Genomic DNA, 24,607 nt, shown 5'->3' with positions numbered 1-24,607 from the left:
CCGATCCATTGTAGGAGCTGCCGAAGGCTGCGATCTGTTGAGGTTGCTTTTAAAACCAACATCAAAAGATCGCAGCCTTCGGCAGCTCCTACAGGGATTTGCGGAGACCGTTCAGTACCCGGTCATTTCCAGATAGCCCTGGCCGGGATGACTGCCGCTGATGTGCACCGGACCTTCCCAGTAAGGGATGCGCAGGTTCATCCAGGCGTTGGGGTTGAGCGCGTCGAGGGTGATGTCGAGGTGTTTGTCGGGGATGCTGATCGACCATTTCACCGGCATCGCCCGGCCGGCCACTTTTGCGATGTCTTGCGGGGTCAGCTGGATCTGCGAGCTACTCAGGGTTTGCGTCTGGCCGTCGGCAGCGATCCAGGTGCCGGTGAGATACGGCGCGCCGTCCTTCTGGCGCATGCGATAGAGCATCACGTGTTCGCCGCTGTCCAGGTGCAGGGAGAACCAGTCCCAACCGGTTTGATGGGCGGTCAGCGGCTGGCTGCTCCATTCGCGATCAAGCCATGCCGGGCCACTGACGGTGTAGCACTGGCCGTCAATCTGCAACGTACCACTGGCCTGGAAAAACGGCTGACTGTAGTAATACGACGCCTGGCCTTCTTCGGATTTCTGGCTGAAACCCTTGTCGCCCTGCAACACCAACGGACGACTGGAGGTGAGGTGCAGTTGATAGGCGAAGTCCTTGTCACGAGCGCTGAGTTGCAGGTCACTCAAGGGATCCTGCGCCTGACTGGCGAACCGCCAATCATCAATCCACGCCTCGAACGGCGCCAGCCGCACACCCGCCTGCCCCACCCCGCCTCGGGCGTAACGTTCGGCGGCGTGATGCACCGTGCTGGACGTCACCGCCGCGTGCCCCAGCCAGATCGTCTGATTGCCCCACCCCGCCTGCTCCGCCACGGGTTTCAATGCGCTGCGAAACAAGGTCCATTGCACGCCGAAGTGGTTGCCCTGCTGATCCTTGAGATTGGCGGTGACGTACCACCACTCAATGCGAAAACCCTCATGCGCAGCGTGATCCGCCGGAAAACTGAACACCCGGCCCGGCACTACCGGCGTAAACGCCAACGCCTGATTGCCCATCCCGGCGAAGCCCTTCTGCTCAGGCGTGGACTTTTCGCAACCACCAAGCAGCAGCAAAAACACCAGCACAACGAGGCTAATCCTCATGGGCAAACGTCCTCAACAGGTCCGCCGGTTGCGTGCGATAGAGCGAATACAACGGCCATGCCGAAGCCAGCAACGTCGCCAACAACGCCAACCCCATCAACTGCAGCAATTGCCACGGAAACACCCGCAACGGCAGTCGCCAGCCAAACGCCTGCACATTGATTACCGCGTCCAGACACCACGCCAACGCGATCCCCAGTGGCAACGCCAATACCAATGTCAGCAACGCCAGCAGCCATGTTTGCCCCAGATTAAGCAGCATCAACTGCCGGCGCGTCACGCCCAGCGCCCACAGCGGTGCGAGCTGACCGAGGCGACTTTGACTTTGCGTGAGCAGGCTGATGAACAGCGCCACGCCCGCCACCGCCAGCGTCAAACTGTTCAACGCCGCCGTCGCCGCAAACGTGCGTTCGAAAACCTGCACCGACCAGCCCTTGAGCCGCGCCTGATCGACGATGCGGCTGTCATCGAGTTGGAAACGCGTCTGCAATGCAGTTAAAAATCCCGGGATATTCTGCGGGTCAATACGCAGATTGAAACGGTTCGGCGTCAGTTGCGGCCAGCCGCGCAGCAGGTGTTGGATGCTGACCAGCAAGTGCCCCTTGGGATTGCCGTAATCGGCGTAGATGCCAACGATGCGCGGCGACCACGTGCCGTTGGGTGTCGCAATCGCCACGTGTTCACCCACATGCAATTTCAGGCGCCGGGCGATTTGCTCGCTGAGCATTACCGCATCATCCGTGGCCAGATGCGCCCACGGGTCGCCGCCCGTCACATCGAGCAGCGGCCAGTGCTGACGATAGTGCGCGTGATCAATGATGCCGAACACCTCTGCCGGCCAGCCCTGCAATGTGACCGCGACCTGCCAGTTGGGCAGAATCGCCGCAATGTTCGGCTGCTGCTTTAGCCAGCTGTACATTTCCCGCGACTGTGCCGGATTGCTCGGATTGATATACAACTCGGCACTCAGGCGTTGTTCGAGCCAGTCGTTGAAGGTCTGGCGAAAACCGGCGGTCATGCTGCCGGCGCCGATGTTGGCGGCGAGCGCCAGGAGCAACGCCATCAGCGCCAGACTCAATGCCGGCAATTGCTGACGGCAATCGGCGAGAAACCACTGCCCCAACACCGAACGACTACGCCCGAGCAATTGATTCAACAGCGCGCTGAGCAATACAGGCAGCGCCAATGCGGCGCCGATCAGCAACCCGGCCATGAGGACAAAACCACTGGCCAGACTGTCGCCCCAGATCAACGCCACCAACGCAAGCAACCCCAACACCGCTGCCAGCCAGCCCTGACGGCGCAACCAGCGCGCATATTGCTGATGCCAGGCTTGCGGATCCGCCACGGCCAACAGCGGCAAACGGGCGGCGCGCAACAGACTGTTAGCCCCGGCAAGCAACGCGCCGAGCAAGCTCAAGCCGATGCCGCTGAACCACCACCAGGGGCTGAGGCGCAGCTGCCCCGCCACTTCCGCCCCGTACAACCCGCGCAGGCTGGCGGCGACATCTGGCAGCAAGACACTCGCCAGCCAATAGCCGCTGATCACACCGAACAATCCGCCGATCAGCGCCAGCACACCCAGTTCGACGATCAAGCAAAAAATCAGCATTCGCGCGCTGACCCCGCAAGCGCGCAGCGTACGCAACAAGCCGCGCCGTTGTTCCAGAGCAAGGCCGATGGCGGCGTGGACAATGAACAAGCCGACCACAAACGAAAGAAATCCCAGCGCATCGAGATTGAGGTGAAAGCTTTCGGTCAGTCGCGCCAGATTGTTTTCCTCGCTGCTGCTCTTGAGCTGCAACTGACCTTTGAACGCGGCGGGCAACTCGGCGTGAAAATCCTTGGGTAGCAACAGCCGCGACAATTGCCCGGGTTGTTCCAGCAGGGTTTGCGCGACGCCGATGTCCACCAGCAACAGGCCGGGCGCCATGTCCTTTTGCGCGAGCAACGGCGGCAATCGCAGACCATTAGCCGTTTGCGGCGTGTCGCCTTCGCGAAGATCCAGCGCTTGCAGAGTTTCCGGTGAAATCCAGGTAATCCCCGGCGGCGTGAAAAACTCGACGACACGCTCAATCGGCAACGCCTGCCCGGCCACCGCCGAATCGGCAGGGAGCGACACCGGCTCAATGCCCAGGAGTTGCAACCGCTGATTTTCAAAGCCCTTGAGCAGCAACCGGCCCTGCAACAGCGGCGACACCGGCCAGCCCTGTCGGCGCAGATCCACGAACCATTGCTGCGCGAATGTTGCACCGTTCGGCGTACTGAGGCTGGCCTGCGGTTCGCCGCCAATCAACTGACTGGCCCGTGCGTAGCTGTCACGCGCCTGACTGTTCAGCGCTTCGACGCCAGTCAACAGACTGGTCGCCAGCCACAACCCGGTCAGCACACTGAAAAACTGCACCGGGTGACGCCGCCAATGGCTGAGCAGCGCGCGTAGCGTTTGCTGAAAGACGATCACGTCAGCCGTCCACTGGACAACACCACTCGCTGCGCCAATCGGGCCGCGACTCGCGGGCTGTGGGTGACCATCAACAATGTGGTCGGCGTGTCATCGAGCAATTCCAGCAACAAGCGCAGCACTTCGTCACTGGTGGCTTCGTCGAGGCTGCCGGTGGGTTCATCGGCCAGTAGCAATTTCGGCTGCGAGGCCAGCGCCCGGCCCAAAGCGACCCGCTGCTGCTGACCACCGGAAAGTTGCTCGGGATAACGCTTGAGCAAATCGCCGAGGCCCAGACGCTGCACCAGATGCGCCTGCCAACGCGGCTCATGGCGCCCGGCCAGCCGCGCCTGAAAGGCCAGATTGTCTTCGACGCGCAAGCTGCCGATCAGGTTGAATTGCTGGAACACCAGGCCGATTTCGCTGCGTCGCCAATTCGCCAGTTGCGCCTCGTTCATTGCCTCCAGCCGATGCTCACCGCTGCGAATGCTGCCGCTGTCGATCTTGTCGAGACCGGCCACCAGGTGCAGCAAGGTGCTTTTGCCGCTGCCGGATTCGCCCATCAGCGCCAGGCTGCTGCCAGCCTTGAGCGTCAAGTCGACGCCTTGCAGCACCGGCAATGGGCCTTGGGGGGTGAGGTAACTTTTGCAGACGTTTTCAATCTGGAGCATGCCGCCACCTGATGGGTCAGTGTGGGGCAAGGATAGCGGATGGCGATGACAGACTTGAATTGCGCGTTGAATCGGCCGGCCCCTTCGCGAGCAAGCTCGCTCCCACAAGTTGATCGCATTTCAAATAGGGGAGCGAGCCTGCTCGCGAAAGCGTCAGCCCAGCCAACTCAAAAATTACTGCCCCGCCGCCACACTCGTCGGCGCCTGCGCCGGCGTGACAATGCTGCCCAGATCAATATGCTTCCACTCAGGCTTGGCCCCCAACCGCGCATTGAAGCGGTAGTTGAAGGTGAACTCATCTGCCGTCGCGACACTCAGTGGCTTGCCATAGACAGCCTCGATCCCCGCCAGGTCATAGCCCATCAACTGCAGCAGCGTCGGGAAGATGTTGTAGTGACTGGAACGATCCTTGTTATTCGCCAACTGCGCCGGCCAATCCAGCGTCTTCAGTTCACTGCCGGAAATCACCACCAGCGGCACCAACCCTTCTTCTTCCACCGGATCGCCACCGCAATGCGTGTTCAACCCCGGATTACCACGCTCATGTAAATCCTGGCCATGATCAGACGTATAGATCAGCAGCGCATTGTTCAGATTGGCCTGGGCGAACACCCGCGCAAAGAACTCGCCGACGTTCCACAACACGGTGTTCTTGTAGGCATTGCGATACAGCACCCAATCATCCGGCTGGCCATTGAAACCGGTGCGTTCGCCAGTATCGGCCACCTCGGTGAACTGCCCGCGCGGCAAGGTCGGGCGGTACGCCATGAACGCATCCGGGTATTTGTCGTGCACCGGAAAATGCGCGCCGACCTTGTTGATCACCACCAGCTCCGGTTTGCCATCGTTGAGCAATTCGATGAGCTTCGCCGCTGCCGCCATGTCGCGATCGCGCACGCTGGTCTGGTCGAATTGCACGAACGCGTCAATGTCCTTCTTCTCGGTATCGGTCATCAGGTTCTGCAGGTTGCCGCCGGTACGCTGGGCGTCGATGTACACGGTGCGCAGCCCGGCCTTTTTCGCGTACTGCCAGATCGACGGCAACGTGCTGTTGATGCGCATGTAGTCGGCGCGGGTGCCGCCGTAGCGCAGGGTCACGTTGGTGTCGGCGCTGCAATTGGCGATGGACGCGGCGTAGCCGTAATTGAAGATGTTGACGCCGGGAGGCGCTTGTTTGAGGTTACTGTGCACACCGAACGGCGCGTTGATATCGAGGTAATTGCCGGAAATGCTTTCGTCGATGATCAGCACGATGTCATGGCCGACCGCTTCTGAAGCACGCGCCAGCGTCACCGGCTCACGTGGCCCGACCGTGTTGTGCAGTGCTTCATAGGTAAACAGGTTGAGGTAGGCCAGCGGCGTGTACATGATCGGCAAGCCACGAGCGCCCTCTCCCGCACGCAAGAACAGCACGGCACTGAGCAGCAGCACGCCACACAGCGGCGCCGCCACACGCAACGCGTTGGGAATCGCCAGACCATGGCGTGGCTTCAGACCGATGCCGAACAACAACAGCAAACCACTGAGGGCGCCCTGCAGGATCGCGTCTCGGTACTGGTACGCCGCCTCCTGAATGAAGCCGCCGGAATACACCAGCGACACGAAGCTGCTATAGCTCAGGTAATCCGCGGTGACCCGGGTGTAGACGTCGAAAAATACTGCCGAGACAAACATCGCCAATGCGAACCCATGCCGAATGAGTGCCTGTCGTATATACGCCGTTAGATATAACGCTAAAGTAAGCGCCAAAAACATCGCGCCAAAAAGAAGTACAGCAAAACCGACGCCGATAGCGTTTAACCGATCTATGTAATATTCGGAATAAAGCAGCAAATAAATAACTAAAAGCAGTTCTTTCAGATATCGAAACATGGCTATTCCGGTCGCGCAGAAACCGTAAAGGGTCAAGAGTTTGTCGGTCAAAATCTGACACTAGCACCCGGCCATCAAAGCGCAAGAAATGGCTGACTTTCTTGCAAAGCGTCAAAAAACCGATGACTCAAATCTGACACACTCAAGTTGCTGAAAGCCTTTAAATTCGCGGCGTTCGACCGTCCATCGTTTTCTTCGAAATGTGAAAAGAGCGTCAAGCACGGGACAAATCCAGCAATAGCAAGCACTTGATGGCCAATCGCCCCAAAAATGGGGGTTGTTATACAGGTGCAACATGTCATTTTGCTGACACGCTTTTCAAACCCTGCGCTATACCCCTTTTGACAGTCTCATTTTGAACTTCTTCTTTTCGCTCTATCGAGGGTGCGCAGATGGACGTGAGCGTATTTGGCACGGGCTATGTTGGATTAATACAAGCCGCCGCACTTGCAGATGTCGGGCATCGCGTTTTATGCGTGGATATTGACCCGAACAAGATTAAACAACTGCAACAAGCGGTGCCGCCAATTAGCGAGCCAGGTTTGTCCAGCACACTTGAGGAGAACATCAAGGCCGGCCGTCTGCTGTTCAGCACCCAGGCCAGCGATGCGGTCGAGCATGCCGAGCTGATCTTCATCGCCGTCGGCACACCAGCCGATGAGGATGGCTCTGCGGACCTGAGCCACGTGCTCAATGTTGCCCGGCAGATCGCCTCGCACATGGAAGCCGATCGCACGCTGATCATCAAATCCACGGTGCCGGTCGGCACGGCGGATCAGGTGCTGGCCACCGCCAACAGCGAATTGCAGCGCCGCGACAAGACCAGTCTGACCGTACGCGTGGTCTCCAACCCGGAATTCCTCAAGGAAGGCAGCGCCCTCGCCGACTGCATGCGCCCGGACCGAATCATTGTCGGCACTCGCGATGACGAAGCCCGCGAGCAGATGAGCGAGCTGTACGCGCCGTTCTGCCGCAACCACGAAAAACTGATGTTCATGGACAACCGCAGCGCCGAACTGACCAAGTACGCCGCCAACGCGATGCTCGCCACGCGCATCAGCTTCATGAACGAACTGGCCAACCTCACCGAGCTGCTGGGGGCGGACATCGAAGCTGTGCGTAAAGGCATCGGCTCTGATCCGCGCATCGGCTACCACTTCATCTATCCGGGCTGCGGCTTCGGTGGCTCGTGCTTTCCCAAGGACCTGCGCGCCCTGCTGCACACCGCCGAACACAACGGCATGCCACTGAAACTGCTGCGCAGCGTCACCGACGTCAACGACAGCCAGCGGCACATCCTCTTCAGCAAACTGAAAGCGCAGTTCCCCCAGGGCCTTGCCGGCAAGTCCATTGCGGTGTGGGGCCTGGCGTTCAAACCGAACACCGATGACATGCGCGAAGCCCCCAGCCGTTACTTGATGGATGCACTCTGGGCCGAAGGCGCCAGCGTACAGGCCTACGATCCGGAAGCCATGTCCGAATGCCGGCGCCTCTACGGTTACCGCAACGATCTGCACCTGTGCGCCACCCGCGACGACACCCTCGAAGACGCCGACGCCCTGGTGATCTGCACCGAATGGAAAAACTTCCGTGTGGTCGATTTCGAGCTGCTCGCCGACAAGCTGCGTTCGAAAGTGATCATCGACGGGCGCAACCTCTACAACCCGGAACAAGTGGCCGCCGCCGGCCTGCATTACAGCGGCATCGGCCTGCGCCACATCGCCCCCGAAGGACTGCGGCCATGAAGGTGCTGGTCACCGGTGCGGCCGGTTTCATTGGTGCCCATTGCGTGTTACGGCTGATGCGCGACGGGCACTCGGTGGTCGGCCTGGACAATTTCAACGCCTACTACGACCCGCAACTCAAGCACGACCGCGTGCAATGGGTGCGCGAGCAGGTCGGCGATTTCCAGCTCGCCACGGTTGACCTGGCCGATGCCTCGGCCATCGAAGCGCTGTTTGTCCGCGAACGCCCGCAAGTGGTGATCCACCTGGCGGCGCAGGCCGGGGTGCGTTACTCGCTGGAAAATCCACGCGCTTATCTGGACAGCAACCTCGACGGGTTTCTCAACATTCTCGAGAGTTGCCGGCATCACCCGGTCGAACACTTGATTTACGCCTCGTCGAGTTCGGTGTACGGCGCCAACCAGCACACACCGTACTCGGTGAAGGACGGCGTCAATCACCCGCTGTCGCTGTACGCCGCGACCAAGAAAGCCAATGAACTGATGGCGCACAGCTACAGCCACTTGTTCGGCATTCCTTGCACCGGTCTGCGCTTTTTCACCGTGTACGGGCCGTGGGGCCGGCCGGACATGTCGCCGATCCAGTTCGCCCGGGCGATCAGCGAAGGCGAGCCGTTGAAGCTGTTCAACTACGGCGAGCACCAGCGCGACTTCACCTACATCGACGACATCATCGAAAGCATTGCCCGCCTCACCGAGTGCCCGCCGCACGCCGATCCGCAATGGGATCGCGAGCAGCCCGATCCGGCCAGCAGCATGGCGCCGTGGCGGCTGTTCAACATCGGCGGGCAGCATCCGGTCGAGCTGAAAACCTATCTGGCGTTGATGGAAAAACACCTCGGCCAGAAAGCCATTGTCGAGCTGCTGCCGCTGCAACCGGGCGATGTGCTCAACACCTGCGCCGAGGCCGGCGACCTGGCCCAGGCCACCGGGTTTCAGCCCCGGATCGAGCTGGATGAGGGACTTGGACGTTTCATCACCTGGTTCCGCGACTACTACCCCACTGCCTATCGCCCACGCGCCGCTCGCGGCTGAACATCAGCGGAGGACTCCATGACTGGACATGAAAAAGGTGTACCGATCCAACAAATGCGCCGCGACAAGCGCGTTGACCCCGAACACCGGATGCGTCTCGACGCGGCGATTCACCGCCAGGGACGCGGCTGGTTCACAGGGCGCGATGGCGGTCGCCCATGGCAGTTGTCACGTACCAATCGGGTGGTCGCCTGCCTCGGCGCGCTGATGATTCTGGTGCTGATTTCACCACTGCTGCTGGGCCTCGCGCTGATCATCAAGTTCACCAGCAAAGGCCCGGTGATGTTCGTGCAAAAACGCACCGGCTATCGCGGCCGCAAATTCGGCATGTACAAATTTCGCACCATGGTCGCTAACGCCGAAGAATTGAAAGAGTCGCTGCGTCACCTGAACAAACACGGTGCCGACGCTATCGACTTCAAGATTGACCAGGACCCACGCATCACCGGCATCGGCGGTTTTCTGCGGCGCACCAGCCTCGATGAATTGCCCAACCTGATCAATGTAGTGACCGGCGACATGCGCCTGGTCGGCCCGCGTCCGACCTCGTTCAACGCTTATCGCTACAAGGACAGTCACCTCGCCCGTCTGGCGATCTACCCCGGCATGACCGGCCTGTGGCAGATCTCCGGGCGCAGCAATATCGACTTCGACCAGCGCGTTGAGTTGGACCTCAGCTACATCGCCGAGCAGAGCCTTTTGCTTGATCTGAAGATTCTGTTGAAAACCCCCTTCAAAGTATTCAGCGGCCACGGAGCAAGCTAATGGACGGTTCAACCAACAAAAGCCTGAGCATTGCCAACCCCAGCGAATCGAACCTGACTTCGACCGTGCTGGATCTCGATCTGCGGATCCTGTTCCTGACCGCCGCCAACCCCGGCGCCGGCACCACCACCAGCGCCCTGGCGCTGGCCAGCCAACTGGCGCAAATGAGCAGCGGCCAGGTGTTGCTGGTCGACGCCAGCCAGTCGGCGAGCAACCTCACGCAGCAGTTGAACCTGAGCAAGGAGCGCGGCCTGCGCGACTTGCTGTTCAACCCCGACAACCCGCCGCTGCTGCAGGACTGCGTGGTGCAGGTTTCGAGCCTGCCGTTCCACGTGCTGCCCAACGGCCGGCCGATCCGCACCATGGAACACCTGACCGCCGAGCGCCTGGGCCCGTTGCTCGACCAGTTGGGCAGCCAGTACCGCTTCGTGGTGATCGACGGCGACGCGGTGTACTCCGCCGCCGACACCCTGGTGATCAGCACTCAGGTCGATGGCGTGGTGTTTGTCGTGCGCGCCGAAGACACCCGCTGGGAAGTCGCCCAGGCGGCCGTGCAACGCCTGACCCAGGCCGGGGCAAAAGTGGTCGGCAGCGTGTTCAACCGGCGCAAGTACTACATGCCCAAATGGCTTTACAAAAACCTCTAAGCGAACGCGAAGGATGACGCCATGAACGCCAAGATTCTTGTGCTGCTGATGCTGCCGCTTGCAGGCTGCTCCAGCAACTCCGAAACCCAGAACATGCCGGTGAACATTCTCACCGCCACCCCGGCCAACGCCCAGGCCACCGATATGCCGAAGATCGAGCAGACCCTGCGCCCGCAGGATGTGCTGGATGTGATCTTCCACATCAGCACCAGTGGCTCGGACGCTTACCGCGTGCAGTCGGGTGACCAGATCGGCCTGAACTTCACCGCTGCCAGCCAGCTCAACGGCAATCAACTGGTGCTGCCGGACGGCACCATTGAACTGCCGGGCGCCAACACCTCGGTGAAAATCGCCGGGCTGACCAGCGATCAGGCGCGTGAAGAAATCCAGCGCGCCTATCAGCGCAAGCAACTGTTCCAGCCCAACCGCAATCAGTTGACCGTGCAGATCATCAGCCCGCTGACCAATGAGCAGAACCTGAAAAGCGCGCTGAATCACCCCGCCACCGGCATGAGCCGCGAGATCACCGTCGGCACCGACGGCTACGCGAGTTTCCCGGAAATCGGCGCCGTGCCGCTGCAAGGCATGACCGTCAATCAACTGGAAACCTTCCTCAACAAAAAATACGCGCAACTGCCCGGCCGCATGACCGTCGACGTGCTGTTGAAATCCACTGCCGGCAACGAAATCTACGTGCTCGGCGAAGTCGGCCAACCGGGTTCCTACCCGATCCGCCGGCCAGTCTCGGTGCTTGAAGCGCTGACCCTGGCCCGTGGCACCAACGTCAAGGCACGGCTGGATTCGGTGGTGATCATGCGCCGCAACGGCAATCAGGTGCAGGCGGTGCGTTACGACGTCGAGAAAGCACTGTCGGGTGATGCTTCGCAGATCGCGTATCTGCAACCGGACGACATGCTTTACGTGCCGAAAACCAAACTGGCCAGCGCCGGCGAACTCGCCCGCCAACTGGCCGACGTGGTGCTGTTCCAGGGCGTCGGGTTCAGCTTCGGCTACCGCGTCGACAACAAAGACAGTAACAACAACTGACTCTCAGGTGACCGACATGAATCCAAAGGAAAACTACCTGCATGAGTTCTTCAGGATCTTCTTCGCCAACAAGCAACTGGTGAAGCGCGTCTTCCTGATCTTTGCAGTCATCGCCCTGCTCCTGCCGCTGGTGCTCAAACAGAGCTTCGATATCACCGCGCAGGTCATCGTGCAGTCGAAAAAACTCTCTCAGGGTGACGCCACCACGTCGCTCACCGTGGACAACGCCACGTTTATTCCGCCGTCGCTGGCGGACATGGAAACGGAAGCCAACATCCTCCGTTCGCCGGCGCTGATCCGCCAGACCATCAGCGAACTGCGCGACAAGGGTGAATACACACCTTCGCCGGGCATTTTCAGCAAACTGGTGGCCGAGCCGTTCAAACGCTATGTCAGTTCGCCGCTGCGCCAGTACGTGATCAACCCGGTGCGCAACATGCTCGGGCTGGAAACCGACCCAGTGCGTGACACCGCACTTGATGCGTTGACGCAAGAAGCCATCGACAAGCTGAAAATCGAGACCCTGCCCGGCTCGAACGTGATCTCGATCGTCTACAGCTTCCCCGATCCGCACCAAGGCACGACGTTTGTTTCGGCCCTGCTGCAAAACTATCTGGTGAGTCGTCAGGCGCTGCAATCGATTGACTTGCCGCAATCCTTCTACGAGTCGAAGAAGCACCTGTATCAAGTGCGTCTCGATGGCCTGGAAGGCAATCGCCAAGCCTTGCTGGAAAGTGTCGGCTCGTCGGATCCGAAGGAAGAAATCACCTTCCGCCTCAATGCCATCAACACCGAAGAGCAAGCCCTGAACCTGTATCAGGACCGCCTGTTGCAGAGCCAGCGCTGGCTCGAATACCTGAAAACCGCGCTGGCCGCCGCCAGCAATAACAAGCTCAACGACTACACCTTCCCCTACACCTTCACCACCACCGTCGACAACGTGGCGTTCGAGGATCGGGAAATCAAACAGATGGGCGAGCAACTCACTACCCAGGTCAGCCGCTACATGAATGACCTGGCGGTGTTCCAGCCCGGCAGCGAACCGATGCTGCTGACCCGCGAGCAGATTGCCCGCACCCGTCAGCAATTCCTCAAAGTGGTGAGCAACCGCATTCAGGAACGCACCAACGATCTGGCGGTGGTCAAGCAGGTGATCGATCAGAAAACCGCGCGCATCGCCGAGTTCAAGAACCGCATTCACGAGTTGCAGCAGACGCAAAGCAAGCTGCGGCAGATGGACACCGAAATCGATGCGCTGCACGCCGCGTTCTCGACCTACGCCCAGCGGTTTGCCGAAAGCAGCACCACCGGCGCGCTCAACGACGATCTGTCCAACGCCCGGGTGCTCAGCCCGCCGTTCGAACCGACCGAAGCAGCGTTCCCGAAACCGGGCCTGATCATTCCGTTCGGCTTGTTCACCGGGTTGCTGCTGGCGATTGCCCTGGTCTACGTGCGTGAGTTCTTCGATCACCGCTTCAAACACCCGGCGCAGATCAGCCACGAGCTGGGCGTACCGGTGCTGTTGGTGATCAACGACCAGAACACGCTGCCAAGCAATCCGCACAAGAACTGGACGGTGCCAAGCTTCCTGCACTGGGTGCGTAATTGAGCACCGCGTCCTCCCCGGTTGCCGCGCTGCCGATCATTCATTTGCTCAGCAGCGGCGGTTTCTATGGGGCCGAGCGCATGTTGCTGGATCATTGTCTGGCGACGCCGGGGCAGCATCAGGTGCTGTTTCTCGACGCGCCGCCAGCACTGCTCGCGCGCTTTCGCGAGGCTGGTGTGGACTGTCGCGGCTGTGCCGGACTTGGCGAATTGCTTGGGCATTTGCGTCAGCGTCGCAGTGAGAAGCCGTTGATCAACACGCACAATTTCAAAGGGCTGTTGTTCGGTTGGGTTGGCGCAACGCTGTTGCGCCTGCCGCTGGTGATCACCCAGCACGGCTTCACGCCACGCAGTCGCAAGCAAAAGTTCTACACCTGGCTGAGCCTGCAACTGTGCCGCACCGCGTCGGTGGATCGGGTGGTCTGCGTGGCGGAAAGCATCGCTGTGCTGCACCGTCAGGCCAGTGTCCGGGCGGAGAAGTTGCAGGTGATCCCCAACGGTCTGCCAGCCGCTGCGGCGCTGGTGCCGGATGCGGATCGGCAACGCTGGCTGGCCGGTTACGTCGGCCGGTTGAGCAGCGAGAAAGGCCCGGACCTGTTTCTCGATGCCTTGATTCCGCTGTGTCATCAGCATCCGCAACTGGACGCGGTGATGCTCGGCGATGGCCCGGAACGTGAGGCGTTGCAGGCGCGGATCGACAGCGCCGGTTTGCAGCAGCGGATTCGTTTGCCCGGTTACCAGATCGCCATGCAACCGTGGTGGCAGCAGCTCGATGCATTGGTGATCAGCTCGCGCACCGAAGGCACCCCGATGATTTTGCTCGAAGCCATGCAGGCCGGGGTGCCGGTGGTGGCGTTCGGCGTCGGCGGGATCCCCGATGTGCTGGAACACCGGCACAACGGGTTACTCGCCACACCGACCGACTGCGCTGATCTGACCCGCCAGCTCGACACCTTGCTGAGCGAGCCAAAACTGGCCCGGCAACTGCGCGACAACGCAAAACGCACGCAACAGGATCGCTACGACCTCAAGGCTCTGGCCGAACGCTGGTCGCAGCTGTACATCCGCACGGCACGGGAGGCACGCGCATGATTTTCCCGCTCTCGATCGTCAGTCTGCTCGCTCTGGTCTGCATCGGTTTGCTGGCCAGCCCTTATCCGTTTCTGGCGCCGGGGGCGGTGCTGGGCCTGGTGGGTTTTGCGGTGCTGTACCGCAAGCCGACCTGGGGCCTGCTCGGGATTGCCGCGCTGGTGCCTTTCGAGGGCTTTTTCAAGGACGGCATGCTGTCCGGGAGCAAGCTGATCGGTGCCTCGCTGGCGGTGATCCTGATGCTGCAACTGGCCTTGCATCAGATTCCGTCGGAGCGCCTGCGCAGCAACATCTGGCGCTTCCTCGTGTGGTTCATGGTCCTGTACTTTCTGAGCCTGCTCAATACCGATGACATGGGCATGTCGCTCGGCCATTTGCGTGAACTCAGCGTCGGTCTGATTCTGTTTGTCATCACCCTGTTGATCGGCCGTGAGCTGAACCTCGACCTGTTCGCGCGCCTGGTCACTCTCGCCGTCAGCACCACCTGTGCGATGGCGATGTTCTCGACCAAATTCCAGGACCAGGGCCGCGCCGCTGGACTGCTCGAAGACCCTAACGCGTTCGCCCTGCTGATCGCTTTTGCCGTGCCGATGGGCCTGTTGCTGGTGATCCGCAGCCCCAACCTGCTGCACCGCTTGTTCTGGGGCGGTTGCTGCTTGCTGTTACTCGGCGGCATGACCAAAACCGAATCGCGCTCAGGTCTGGTGGTATTGGCCTTGAGCCTGTTGATCGGCTGCTGGCATTACCGCACGCAACTGACGCTGATTCGTCCTCGGCATCTGGGCTTTGCCATGCTCGGCGCGGCCATCGTGATTCCGTTGGCGATCTACGCGATGCCGGCCGGTTACCTCGCGCGGATTCAATCGCTGAGCGTGTTGAGCGCCGGGGCCAAAGGCCACGATGACGAATCCCTCGGCCGCCGCGCCTCGTACATCGTGGTCGGCAGCCAGATGATCCGCGAGAACCCGCTGCTCGGTTCCGGCCCCGGCACCTTCCCGCTGCACTACGCGACCACCGGTTACGCCAAGGCGTTTTCGGCCAACCGCAAGATCGGCGATCTGTATCGCCGCGCGCACAACACCTACCTGGAAATCTTCAGTGAACTGGGCGTGCCCGCCGGCCTGTTGTTCGTCGGCATGCTCGGCCTCGGCCTGTACAACCTGATTCGCGCCCGTGCCGCGTGGATGCTGCGCCGCGACTGGCATCAGGCCGACATGATGACCCACCTCGGTGTGAGCTTCCTGTCGCTGACGCTGTTTCTGATGTTCCTCAGCGCACCGAACCAGAAATACGTGTGGATCATGCTCGCCATGACCAGCGTCCTGCGCTTGAAAGCCGAACAGGCACCCCTGACCACGGAGGCCAAGGCATGAGCCGCATCAGCATCGTCATCCCGATGTTCAACGAGGCCCGGCACATTGGCCGCACCTTGCTCGCCGCACAAAAGGCCGCGCACGCGGCCAGTGTCGAGTGCGAACTGATCGTGGTCGACAACGGCTCGACCGATCAGGGCCCGCAGATTGCCCGCCAGTTCGGCGCGCAGGTGCTGGTGCTGCCGGGGCTGTTGATCGGCGCGCTGCGCAATCGCGGCACGGCGATCGCCAGCGGTGAATGGCTGGCGTTCATCGACGCCGACGTTGAAATGCCGGAGAACTGGCTCCAGCCGCTGTTCGACATCGAGGCCAGCGCTCAGGCCGATGTTTTCGGCCTTGATCTGCACACCCCCGCCGAAGCACCGTGGTACGCCAGCGCTTGGCAAAAACGCACGTTGCGCGTGTCTTCGCAAACCTCCCACCCGGTGGACTGGCTGCCCAGTGCCAACCTGCTGATGCGCCGTCGCTGGTTCGACAAGGTCGGTGGTTTCAACGAAAGCCTGCGCACTGGCGAAGACAAGGAGTTCACCTTGCGCCTGCACGAACAGGGCGCGCGGCTGCTGTCGATCAACGACAACGTCGCCCTGCACTGGGGTTATGAAATGAACTGGCGCGAGTGGATGGGCAAGGAGTTGTGGCGTCAGGGCAGTCATCTGCAATTGCTGCGCACCCACGGGTTCAGCCTGCGCCTGCTGCGTTTCCCGATGCTGTCGCTGCTGGTGTGGTTGCTGGATTTTCTGGCGATTTCGGCGCTGCTCGATGGCTTCCCCCATCACGCGGCCGTCATGGTTGCGCTGACCAGCCTGCCGGCGCTGGTCCTCAGCCTGCGTCAAAGCGTCAAGCACCGCAATATTGGTCTGACCCTGCAACTGTGGGGCCTGCATTGGGTGCGCCTGCACCTGGCCGGCGCCGCGTTCATTTTGAGTTTGTGTCATTGGAACGCCAGGAGGCCTGCCCGTGGCTGAGTTCATTTTCTGGATGTGCCTGTTGCTGCCGGTCTACGCCTATGTCGGCTACCCGCTGCTGCTGACGATTCTGGCGCCGCTGTTCCCGGCCTGGCGCCACACGCCGGCACCGCCGCTGAATGTCAGCATCGTGATTGCCGCGCACAACGAGGCGCGGCACATCGAGCACAAGTTGCGCACGTTGCTGGCTCAGGATTATCAGCCGGCGACGCTGCAGATCATCCTCGCCAGCGACGGCTCGACCGATGACACCGTGGCCTGCGCGCACAAGGTGGTCGACCCGCGCATCACGGTGCTTGACCTGCCGCGCCAAGGCAAAGCCGCGACGCTGAATGCCGGCGTGGCGCTGAGCACCGGCGACATTCTGGTGTTCACCGACGCCGACAACCAATGGTCACGCGAAACCCTCGGTTATCTGCTCGCACCGCTGAATGATCCCAACGTCGGCGGCTGTGCCGGGCACATGGTGATTCCGGTCACCGGCGGCGGCTTGAGCGTGGGTGACAGCCTCTATCGGCATTACGAGGGCTGGTTGCGCCGAGTCGAGAACCGCACCGGTTGCATGGTCTCCGCCGACGGCGCCCTGCTCGCCCTGCGCCGCGAGTTGTTCCAGAAAGTTCCGGCTGAGGTCAACGATGATTTCTTTATCAGCACCTGCGCGCCGGTCGCGCACAAACGCATCGTTTACGTGCCGGAAGCGCAAGTGATCGACCACGGCGTGGATGAGGCGGACAAGCAATTCCGTCGTCGGCAGCGCGTTACCGTTGGTGGTCTGCAAAGCCTCGCCCAGCGTCGCGAACTGCTTAATCCGCTGAAATATGGCCTGTATTCGATTGCCTTGATCAGCCACAAACTGATCCGCCGTCTCGCCCCGATCCTGTTGCTGCCGCTGCTGCTGAGCAACTTCTGGCTGTGGGAAGACCACGGCTTTTATCGCCTGGCCCTGATCGCGCAACTGTTCGGCTATGCCGTGGCGATTGCCGGGCTGCTGGATTCGCAACACCGCTTGCCGAAACCCTTCCGCCTCGCCGCGTTTCTGCTGGTCACCCTCGCCGGGATGAGTCTTGGCCTGTGGCAGTTCCTGCGCGGTCAGCGGTATGCCCAGTGGAATCCTGAACAGAACCGTTAAGAGGACCGAAGCCATGGCGATCAAACAATTACTAAAACGCACCAGTGGCTGGCTCTATCTCAACTCTTCCGTGGGCCGCAACCAGTTGCACGGCGCCGGAGTGATTCTGATGCTGCACCGCGTGCTGTCGAACGACCGCGCCGCCGACCTGCCGCACCGCAACGAATTGTGCGTGGGGCCGAAAGCCTTCGAGCATTTGCTGGTGTGGTTGCGCAGGCATTTCGATTGCGTACCGCTGATGGAAATCCTCCAGCCCAACTCGTTGCGCACCGAGCGCCCACGGGTGGCGCTGACCTTCGATGACGGCTGGCGCGACAACGCGGTCAACGCCTATCCGCTGCTGCAGAAACATCAGGTGCCGGCGAGTATTTTTCTCTCCACCGATTTCATCGGCAGCCGTCAGCGCTTCTGGTGGGAAAGCCTTGGCGAAACCCTGTGGGGCAGCCACGGTGAAAAAGCGCGGATGCATTTGATCGAATGCCTGCAAGCCAGCGGCCACCCGGTGCCCGTGCTGGTGGATGACATCGATGTCGATCGCCGCAGCCTCTCGATGCTGCATTACCTGCAAGGGCTGAAGTCGCTCGAGCCACAAGAACTTGAACGGCTGACCGATGAATGCCCGCAGGAGTCGCAACCGCAGGCGCTGGACTGGCATCAGGTGCGCGCACTGGAGGCTTCCGGGCTGGTGCGTTTCGGCCCGCACGGCGCCAGTCACGCGATTCTCACCGGCCTTGACGATGTGCGCCTGAGCGAAGAAATCAGCCGCAGCCGCGATGCCCTGCACAATGGCTGCAACCGGCCGCTGCCGGTGTATTGCTACCCCAATGGCGATAACGATGAACGGGTGCGGCAACAGATTGCCCGCCATGACTATCCCTTTGCGCTGGGCACCGGCACCGGCATTTATCGCGGCGAAGGCGATCCGCTGAACCTGCCACGTTTCGGCGTCAGCCAGCGTACGGCGCGCAACCCGGAGCTGTTGTCGTGGCGGATTTTCCGCGGGGCGCGGCCATGAGCCGAGGTAACTACCTCAAGCATTTGGCGCTGAGCATGGGCACCAAACTGGCGATGATCGCCCTGCGTTTGCTGCGCAACGTGTTGCTGGCGCGGATTCTCGGGCCGAGTGAGCGCGGACTGTTTGCGCTGCTCAGCACCCTGCCGGATCTGATCAGCGCGGCCACCAGTGGCGGCTTGAATTCGGCGGTCGGTTACCAAGCGGCCAAGCAACGGCCGATGGGCTTGTTGCTCAGTCAGGTGTTGGTGTTCGGCTGTTTGCTCGCGGGGTTGTTGACCTTGCTGGTGGTGGCGTTGGTGCGCGAATTCGGCACTGAGCTGGATGTGACGATGCAACTTGGCTTGCTCGCCTGGCTGTTGCTGCTGGCGGTGCCGCTGACGGTACTGAAAAGCGGCTTGCTGACGCTGCACAACGCCTCGGGCGGCGTGGTCGCGTTCAACGCCTTGCGTCTGGTCGAGTCGCTGGCGCCGCTGTTGCTGTTTCTCGCGCTGTTCTGGATGTGGCAAAGCGCGGCGCTGGAAGCGGCGCTGATCAGTTGGCTGGCCGGCATCAGTCTGGTGGTGCTGGTCGGATGGGTCTGGCTCAAGCGCGCACAACCGCTGCAACTGCAATGGGACCGCGCCAGCCAGAAAGAACTGCTGCGCTACAGCGCGCGCAGCCATCCGGATCTGTTGTTCCAGCAAGTGATTCTGCGTTCGGATTATCTGTTTATCGGCGCCCTGCTCGGCAGCACCGCCCTCGGTCATTACGCGATGGCCAGCGCTGCCGCTGAACTGCTGTTGATCGTCCCGGAAGCGGTGACTACGCCGCTGATGAAACGCCTGCTGCAACAGGACGAAGGCATGGACAAGGTCACCCCGCTGGCCCTGCGCCTGACCGCCACGGTGATGCTCGGCGCCTGCCTGACCATGGCGGTGATTGGTGAATGGCTGATCGTCACCTTGTTCGGGGCGGCGTACCAACCGGCGTATCCGGCGCTGCTCGCCTTGCTGCCGGGGCTGTTGGGCTTGTGCTACGCGAGCATCTTGCGGCTGGACCTGCTCGGCAAGAATCGTCCCGGCACGGTGTCGTTGCTGATGGGGCTGGGTGCCCTGCTGAATCTGGCGCTGAACCTTGTATTGATTCCGGCCTATGGGATCGTCGGCGCCGCCGCTGCTTCTTCGATTGCGTATCTGGCCGTGACCGTGGCGATGCTGGTGCTCTACTGCCGTTTGAGCGGCGTGCCGTTCTGGCAGACGCTGATCATCCTGCCCCGCGACGTCACGCCCATGTGGCTGATGCTGCAACGGCGGAAAACCGCATGAAAGGCCTCGCCCTGCTGCTCGGTCTCGGCCTGTCGCTGGACGCGTTCGCCGCGTCGATGCGCTGGGGCGAGATCCGCGACGGCAGCCTGTATCTGCAAACCGATCGGCCGGACACGGTGACCGTGCGCTGGACGCCGGCATGGCAGGCCGAGGCCAATGAAGAGCATTTGTATCTGCTCGATGGCCAGGGCAGGTTGCAGGGCGATCGGTTTATCAAGGCCAGCGAAGTACGTGGCAGCCAGAGTTGGCCGCTGCTGCCCGGCGCAGCCAGTTATCGACTGGAAATTCCCGGCTACAGCTTTCGCAATTATCGCGTCGAACATGACGAGCGCACGGTGGCGTTGTTCGCCCCGGCGAAAGTGCATTTCAGCGCCGACACCCACAATGGCGACGCGTTGTATTTCAAGGTTGCGCCGGGTGAACACGCGGTGCTGGCCGGTAAATTTCATGGTGGCGTCAACGGCTTGCAGGCGCAGCGGGTCGGCGATGAACAGCAACTGACGCTGGCATTGAAACCGTATCGCGCCTATTGGCAATTCGATCAGGTTGCCTTGCCCGTCAGTGAACGCGAGCAGGTCTGGCGTCTGCGTCTGCAAGGCAGCGGCAAAGCGGCGTTCTGGCTCGATGGCACCGCCAACCTGTTCGCCCAGACACCCCAGCAACTGAAACCGCTGCGTGAAGACGCTGGCCAGACACGTCTGGTATTGCACGACAAAATCCTCGGGCGCACGCCGGATCTGGGCATCGCCCTGCCCTACGTGATGCCGCCGCCCGCCAGTCACGCGGCGCTGGATGCGCTGAAACCGACGGCGGCGAGTTACTACAGTTTTGTCGACGTGACGGCGAAGAATCCGCAGTTCGAAGATGCGTTTCGCCGGGTTTATCAGGATCGCTTCGGCATCAAGCAGGACATCACCCTGCTGGCCGGCAGTCAGCGTCAGGCCGATCTGCGCGCCGATGTGCAAAGCAACGACGGGCTTGATGCGTGGCTGGCCGGCACCCGCGCGCTCGGTGGCAAAGGCACGCACTACATCGGTTTTGCCGACGAGCCGAACCTCAACTACTCCAGTTATGCGCAGTATCAGGCGATTTTCACCAGCATGGCGCGGCAGGTGCGCAGCGATCCGGCGAATGCCAAGGCAGGCGTGCGCATCGCCATGCCGGCCAGTTCGCGGCTGGTCAACGGACCCTTTGCCAACAACGCGGCAGACAAACGTGGCATCGATTGGGCGCGGCGTTTGCTCAGCGAATCAGGCGATCAGGTCGACGCACTGGCGTGGCACGAATGGATGATCCGCGACCTGCTCGCCACACGCGTGTATCGCGACAGTGTGCGCCGCGCCGCTGAACTGGTCGGCCTCGACGGCAAAGGTCAGCCGCGCAAGGCGTTGCTGCTCGACCAGACCAACCTGTCCAGCGGCTCCAGCCTCAGCCCCTACGATCAGGAAACCCACTACGCTTCGCTATGGTGGGCGTCGGTGGTGATCAACGCTTCGCAGGATGGCTTGTTGACGATGCTCAACTGGTTTCAGGCCGCCGATGAACCGCAGTATCCCAAAGGCATGTTGCGCGTCTCGGAGGATGAGCAACGCTTCGAGCTGAAACCCGTCGGTCTGGCTCAGCAATTCATAGCCCAACACTGGCTGCACAAAGTGCTGTGGCTGGAAAACGATGGCTTTGAAGTCGATGTGCTGGCGATGGCCGGCGACGATCAGCGTGGTCTGCTCGGGGTGAACAAAGGCACGCGGCTACAGCGGGTTGACCTGAGTGGCGCCAAATGTCCATTGAACAACGGCGCCCTGCGTTACTTCGGCGCCGACAACCGCAGCCGCGACGCGCCGTTTGCCTGCCAGGACGGGCATGTGCGTTTCGAGCTGCCGGGGCAAACCCTGTTCGCGCTCAGCTGGAGCGCTTCATGAACCGTCCGTTGATGTTTAGCCGCGCAGGCCAGTGGCCGCGCGATGCCTCGTCATCAGGAGTGAACACCATGAACATGCTCAACAAACTGACTGAACACCTGCGGCAGAAAGGACTCGCTGCCACCGTCAAGAAGGCATGGAAGCACTACATCTTCTCCCATCAAGAACTGCTGTGGATGGAGCGCGACCTGGTCAGCCCGGTGCCACCGCACAACCTCAAACCCTACCCGCCATTGCGGGTGGTGAAGATCACCGCAGACAATGCCAGCGCCTTCGCCCGCTACTTCGGCGACCGCGTCGGCACCATGGCCGAGCTGGCCAACGAAGGCCACACCGGGCATATGCACCTGGACGATCAGGGCGACGCGGTGGCGTTTATTTGGGGCAGTTCGCGGGACTATTTCGACCGGCACTACTACGGCTGCATGTTCCCGGTGAAACCCGGCGAATTCTTCGAGTTCGGCGGTGAACTGACCCGCGCCTATTGGGGCAGCGAGCTGTCAGTGGACCTGCAACTGGAGCTGTGGAAAGCCATGGCGGCGCAAGGTTGCGACAAGGTCGTCGACGTCTGCGAGTTCCACAACATCCCCGCGCTCAAGCTGCACCTGCGCATGGGCTATACCGAGCAGAACCGCATCATGAATGTGTACACCCTGTTCGGTCGCTGGCGCTTCTACCGCGAAAGCCGCTACAGCGGCTCGCGCCTGGATGCGTTGCGCAAACCGTCCCGTCCACCCGTAACAGCCACGGCGGCCTGAGCCTATGGTGACGCGATTCGAATGGCGCACTTCGCTGTGCGCCGCCGATTTCCCGCAAGCGGCGTATGAAGCGCTGCGCCGGCGGGTGACGGACCACACGCCGTTCAACAACCTCGGTTGGTTGTGCGCGGCCGAACAGGCCCTTGGCGAGGATGAGCGTTTGCACATCCTGCTGGGTTGGGAGGCGGACGAATTGCGTCTGTGTCTGCCGCTGGTGGCGAGTCGCGAGCGTTTTGCCGGAGTGCCCTTTCGGGTCCTGCATCACTTGGGTTATCCGCTGGCGGATCGCTTGGCGCTGTTGTCTTTGCTTCGCGGCGAAGACATGCGCAAGGCCTTGCTGCTGATTCGTCAGCGAGTGCCCCATGCGCTGCTGCAACTCAATGAATTGTCCGAGCCTGCCGGTGAAGAAAGCACGCTGACCGAATGGATGGCGCGCAGCTCCACCGCTGAGCGACGCTTGAGTTGTCGGGTGCCCGTGCATTTGATCAGCGAGGCGGATCATCAGGAAGTCTCCGGCGATCCGCGTTACAAGCTGCGCCGGGCACGCAAACGGATTGCCGCCTGCGGGGCCGAAGTGCGGCGGATCACTCCCGATGCGATGAGCATGGGGCCGCTGCTGCAGGTCATCAGCGAAGTCGAAGCGGTGAGCTGGAAAGGTGATGAAGGGGTGGGGATTTTCGCTGGCGAACGCAGCCGCCAGTTGATCGAACGCGCCTTCACTGCCCTCGCCGGCCAAGGCTTGGTGCGCGTAGTGACGCTGGAACTGAATGGCCGCTGCATCAGCTATCGCCTCGGCCTGCTGGAGCAAGGGCGACTCTACGATTACAACCTCGCGTTCCTGCCGCAATACGCCGATCTGGGCAGCGGTCGGGTGTTGCTGGAGGAATGGATTCGCTGGGGCCTGGACGACAACTGGCGCTGGATCGATGCCTCGCGGGTCAGTCTGGAAAACTCCAGCCATCAACTCCACGAACGCATGACCGGACAACTGGAGCACTGGCGCTGGAGTTTTTATTCCTGGCGCCCGAGTGGCCTGGTTCTTGGCCTGGGCCTGCGCCTGTGGCATCGACTCAAACCGCGCGTACAGGCGTGGCGGACACGCCGGGCCGAGCAAGCCAAACCTGCACTGAAACCTGTCGCGATTACCACGGAGGGCGAACATGCCTCGCCAAGTCATAGTCAACGCTGACGATTTCGGCCTCAGCCCGAACGAAAATGCGGTGATCTTCGCCGCGTTTCAGGCCGGGGTCATCAGTTCTGCCACGGCGATGGCCAACATGCCGGCGTTTGAAGCGGCGTGTGCCATGGCCCGGCATGCGACCTTGCAGGGCCGGATCGGCCTGCACTTCAACCTGACTTACGGGCGACCGCTGAGTCAGGCGATTCTGGCCCGGCGCACCTTCTGCGATGACTTCGGTGTGTTCGACCTCAGCCTGCCGCGTCACAGTTTTGGGCTCGCGCGCGAAGACCGTGACGCGGTACGCGAAGAGCTGCAGGCGCAATGGCAACGTTGCGTCGATCACGGCCTGCGTCCGAGCCATATCGATTCGCATCAGCACGTGCACAACATCTGGCCGATCGGCGAGATTGTCGCGCGCTTCGCCGCACAGCAAGGGGTGCCGATTCGGCTGGCGCGCAACCTGGGGCAAAACCTCAATCTGCCCAAGCGCGTATTCAAGGGTTTACTCAATTGGCGTTTGCAGCGTCTGGCCGGTGTTACCGCCGACTACGTGTGCACGCCCATCGACTTGCTTGACGACATAGCGCCGACCGACGGCGTGCTGGAAATCGTCGCTCACCCGACTCAGCTCGGCAGCGATTTTGGTGATGCCTATCTTCCTCCCGTTGAATCCCTGAGCCGCGTGTTAGAGCTGCGGCTGGCGGGTGTTCAACGGGTTTCCTACACCGATTTGAACAAGGATTTTCTACGCGGTGCCGCGGCACTCGATTGACTTACATACCTTGCAATACTTTCGAAGATGGCACTTTGAAATGAACTGGCAAGGGTGATCTATACCCACAAAAGCACCATCCACAACACCCGGGCTTC

General features: G+C 61.3%; 20 protein-coding genes. 16 read left to right on the top strand and 4 right to left on the bottom strand.

All coding sequences use genetic code 11. The features are described 5' to 3' along the window. Positions 1 to 111 precede the first annotated feature (111 nt). The 4 genes from P3G59_RS11320 to P3G59_RS11305 all read right to left on the bottom strand — a co-directional run bounded on the left by P3G59_RS11320 (position 112) and on the right by P3G59_RS11305 (position 6,162). Complete coding sequence (locus P3G59_RS11320; RefSeq protein WP_277761591.1) at positions 112 to 1,179, bottom strand: lipocalin-like domain-containing protein; 1,068 nt, start codon at positions 1,177 to 1,179, stop codon at positions 112 to 114. Next, positions 1,169 to 3,640 carry an FtsX-like permease family protein gene (locus P3G59_RS11315; protein WP_277761590.1) on the bottom strand — a complete coding sequence of 824 codons (2,472 nt, stop codon included), beginning with the start codon at positions 3,638 to 3,640 and terminating at the stop codon, positions 1,169 to 1,171. The genes P3G59_RS11320 and P3G59_RS11315 overlap by 11 nt, the downstream gene beginning before the upstream one ends. Continuing rightward, positions 3,637 to 4,290, bottom strand: coding sequence for an ABC transporter ATP-binding protein (locus P3G59_RS11310; protein ID WP_277761589.1), 654 nt, complete (start codon positions 4,288 to 4,290; stop codon positions 3,637 to 3,639). Before P3G59_RS11310 ends, P3G59_RS11315 begins: the two co-directional genes overlap by 4 nt. A gap of 174 nt (positions 4,291 to 4,464) precedes the next feature. Then, positions 4,465 to 6,162, bottom strand: a complete 1,698-nt coding sequence (locus P3G59_RS11305) for a sulfatase-like hydrolase/transferase (RefSeq protein WP_277761588.1) — start codon at positions 6,160 to 6,162, stop codon at positions 4,465 to 4,467. Between the two features lie 392 nt (positions 6,163 to 6,554). On the opposite strand from P3G59_RS11305, the gene P3G59_RS11300 reads away from it, so the two are divergent. The 16 genes from P3G59_RS11300 to P3G59_RS11225 all read left to right on the top strand — a co-directional run bounded on the left by P3G59_RS11300 (position 6,555) and on the right by P3G59_RS11225 (position 24,509). Continuing rightward, positions 6,555 to 7,907, top strand: a complete 1,353-nt coding sequence (locus P3G59_RS11300) for a UDP-glucose/GDP-mannose dehydrogenase family protein (RefSeq protein WP_277761587.1) — start codon at positions 6,555 to 6,557, stop codon at positions 7,905 to 7,907. After that, positions 7,904 to 8,941: an NAD-dependent epimerase gene (locus tag P3G59_RS11295; RefSeq protein WP_277761586.1), complete on the top strand. Its 1,038-nt coding sequence runs from the start codon at positions 7,904 to 7,906 to the stop codon at positions 8,939 to 8,941. The genes P3G59_RS11300 and P3G59_RS11295 overlap by 4 nt, the downstream gene beginning before the upstream one ends. An 18-nt stretch (positions 8,942 to 8,959) precedes the next feature. Further along, on the top strand, positions 8,960 to 9,706 hold the full coding sequence (locus P3G59_RS11290) for a sugar transferase (RefSeq protein WP_277761585.1): 747 nt from the start codon (positions 8,960 to 8,962) through the stop codon (positions 9,704 to 9,706). Beyond that, positions 9,706 to 10,353 carry a CpsD/CapB family tyrosine-protein kinase gene (locus P3G59_RS11285; RefSeq protein ID WP_277761584.1) on the top strand — a complete coding sequence of 216 codons (648 nt, stop codon included), beginning with the start codon at positions 9,706 to 9,708 and terminating at the stop codon, positions 10,351 to 10,353. Before P3G59_RS11290 ends, P3G59_RS11285 begins: the two co-directional genes overlap by 1 nt. 21 nt (positions 10,354 to 10,374) lie before the next feature. Continuing rightward, positions 10,375 to 11,400: a polysaccharide biosynthesis/export family protein gene (locus P3G59_RS11280; protein ID WP_277761583.1), complete on the top strand. Its 1,026-nt coding sequence runs from the start codon at positions 10,375 to 10,377 to the stop codon at positions 11,398 to 11,400. Positions 11,401 to 11,416: 16 nt separating this feature from the next. Then, positions 11,417 to 13,009: a Wzz/FepE/Etk N-terminal domain-containing protein gene (locus tag P3G59_RS11275; RefSeq protein ID WP_277761582.1), complete on the top strand. Its 1,593-nt coding sequence runs from the start codon at positions 11,417 to 11,419 to the stop codon at positions 13,007 to 13,009. Further along, the gene (locus P3G59_RS11270) at positions 13,006 to 14,097 is read left to right on the top strand and encodes a glycosyltransferase family 4 protein (RefSeq protein WP_277761581.1); all 1,092 of its coding nucleotides are present in this window, start codon (positions 13,006 to 13,008) and stop codon (positions 14,095 to 14,097) included. The genes P3G59_RS11275 and P3G59_RS11270 overlap by 4 nt, the downstream gene beginning before the upstream one ends. Then, positions 14,094 to 15,467 carry an O-antigen ligase family protein gene (locus P3G59_RS11265; RefSeq protein WP_277761580.1) on the top strand — a complete coding sequence of 458 codons (1,374 nt, stop codon included), beginning with the start codon at positions 14,094 to 14,096 and terminating at the stop codon, positions 15,465 to 15,467. The genes P3G59_RS11270 and P3G59_RS11265 overlap by 4 nt, the downstream gene beginning before the upstream one ends. Continuing rightward, positions 15,464 to 16,432, top strand: a complete 969-nt coding sequence (locus tag P3G59_RS11260; protein ID WP_277761579.1) for a glycosyltransferase — start codon at positions 15,464 to 15,466, stop codon at positions 16,430 to 16,432. Before P3G59_RS11265 ends, P3G59_RS11260 begins: the two co-directional genes overlap by 4 nt. Further along, positions 16,425 to 17,561 carry a glycosyltransferase gene (locus P3G59_RS11255; RefSeq protein WP_277761578.1) on the top strand — a complete coding sequence of 379 codons (1,137 nt, stop codon included), beginning with the start codon at positions 16,425 to 16,427 and terminating at the stop codon, positions 17,559 to 17,561. Before P3G59_RS11260 ends, P3G59_RS11255 begins: the two co-directional genes overlap by 8 nt. 13 nt (positions 17,562 to 17,574) lie before the next feature. Then, complete coding sequence (locus P3G59_RS11250) at positions 17,575 to 18,576, top strand: polysaccharide deacetylase family protein (RefSeq protein WP_277761577.1); 1,002 nt, start codon at positions 17,575 to 17,577, stop codon at positions 18,574 to 18,576. Then, positions 18,573 to 19,880 carry an oligosaccharide flippase family protein gene (locus tag P3G59_RS11245; RefSeq protein WP_277761576.1) on the top strand — a complete coding sequence of 436 codons (1,308 nt, stop codon included), beginning with the start codon at positions 18,573 to 18,575 and terminating at the stop codon, positions 19,878 to 19,880. The genes P3G59_RS11250 and P3G59_RS11245 overlap by 4 nt, the downstream gene beginning before the upstream one ends. Continuing rightward, positions 19,877 to 21,799, top strand: coding sequence for a hypothetical protein (locus P3G59_RS11240; protein ID WP_277761575.1), 1,923 nt, complete (start codon positions 19,877 to 19,879; stop codon positions 21,797 to 21,799). The genes P3G59_RS11245 and P3G59_RS11240 overlap by 4 nt, the downstream gene beginning before the upstream one ends. Positions 21,800 to 21,867: 68 nt before the next feature. Continuing rightward, positions 21,868 to 22,557 (top strand): N-acetyltransferase, encoded by a 690-nt coding sequence (locus P3G59_RS11235; RefSeq protein WP_277762135.1) that lies wholly within the window; start codon positions 21,868 to 21,870, stop codon positions 22,555 to 22,557. A gap of 4 nt (positions 22,558 to 22,561) precedes the next feature. Continuing rightward, on the top strand, positions 22,562 to 23,746 hold the full coding sequence (locus P3G59_RS11230) for a GNAT family N-acetyltransferase (RefSeq protein ID WP_277761574.1): 1,185 nt from the start codon (positions 22,562 to 22,564) through the stop codon (positions 23,744 to 23,746). Beyond that, entirely contained in the window at positions 23,718 to 24,509 is a 792-nt protein-coding gene (locus P3G59_RS11225; protein WP_277761573.1) for a ChbG/HpnK family deacetylase, read from the top strand. Before P3G59_RS11230 ends, P3G59_RS11225 begins: the two co-directional genes overlap by 29 nt. Positions 24,510 to 24,607 lie beyond the last annotated feature (98 nt).

This window comes from Pseudomonas sp. A34-9 (genome assembly GCF_029543085.1).
In the GTDB taxonomy this organism is placed as follows: Bacteria; Pseudomonadota; Gammaproteobacteria; order Pseudomonadales; family Pseudomonadaceae; genus Aquipseudomonas.
This window is presented reverse-complemented; position numbering and strand designations above follow the sequence as displayed.

Coding starts and splice junctions, on each gene's coding strand:
- P3G59_RS11320 (WP_277761591.1), bottom strand. CDS start 1,179: ATGAGGATTAGCCTCGTTGTGCTGGTGTTTTTGCTGCTGCTTGGTGGT.
- P3G59_RS11310 (WP_277761589.1), bottom strand. CDS start 4,290: ATGCTCCAGATTGAAAACGTCTGCAAAAGTTACCTCACCCCCCAAGGC.
- P3G59_RS11305 (WP_277761588.1), bottom strand. CDS start 6,162: ATGTTTCGATATCTGAAAGAACTGCTTTTAGTTATTTATTTGCTGCTT.
- P3G59_RS11300 (WP_277761587.1), top strand. CDS start 6,555: ATGGACGTGAGCGTATTTGGCACGGGCTATGTTGGATTAATACAAGCC.
- P3G59_RS11295 (WP_277761586.1), top strand. CDS start 7,904: ATGAAGGTGCTGGTCACCGGTGCGGCCGGTTTCATTGGTGCCCATTGC.
- P3G59_RS11290 (WP_277761585.1), top strand. CDS start 8,960: ATGACTGGACATGAAAAAGGTGTACCGATCCAACAAATGCGCCGCGAC.
- P3G59_RS11285 (WP_277761584.1), top strand. CDS start 9,706: ATGGACGGTTCAACCAACAAAAGCCTGAGCATTGCCAACCCCAGCGAA.
- P3G59_RS11280 (WP_277761583.1), top strand. CDS start 10,375: ATGAACGCCAAGATTCTTGTGCTGCTGATGCTGCCGCTTGCAGGCTGC.
- P3G59_RS11275 (WP_277761582.1), top strand. CDS start 11,417: ATGAATCCAAAGGAAAACTACCTGCATGAGTTCTTCAGGATCTTCTTC.
- P3G59_RS11265 (WP_277761580.1), top strand. CDS start 14,094: ATGATTTTCCCGCTCTCGATCGTCAGTCTGCTCGCTCTGGTCTGCATC.
- P3G59_RS11260 (WP_277761579.1), top strand. CDS start 15,464: ATGAGCCGCATCAGCATCGTCATCCCGATGTTCAACGAGGCCCGGCAC.
- P3G59_RS11250 (WP_277761577.1), top strand. CDS start 17,575: ATGGCGATCAAACAATTACTAAAACGCACCAGTGGCTGGCTCTATCTC.
- P3G59_RS11245 (WP_277761576.1), top strand. CDS start 18,573: ATGAGCCGAGGTAACTACCTCAAGCATTTGGCGCTGAGCATGGGCACC.
- P3G59_RS11240 (WP_277761575.1), top strand. CDS start 19,877: ATGAAAGGCCTCGCCCTGCTGCTCGGTCTCGGCCTGTCGCTGGACGCG.
- P3G59_RS11235 (WP_277762135.1), top strand. CDS start 21,868: ATGAACATGCTCAACAAACTGACTGAACACCTGCGGCAGAAAGGACTC.
- P3G59_RS11230 (WP_277761574.1), top strand. CDS start 22,562: ATGGTGACGCGATTCGAATGGCGCACTTCGCTGTGCGCCGCCGATTTC.
- P3G59_RS11225 (WP_277761573.1), top strand. CDS start 23,718: ATGCCTCGCCAAGTCATAGTCAACGCTGACGATTTCGGCCTCAGCCCG.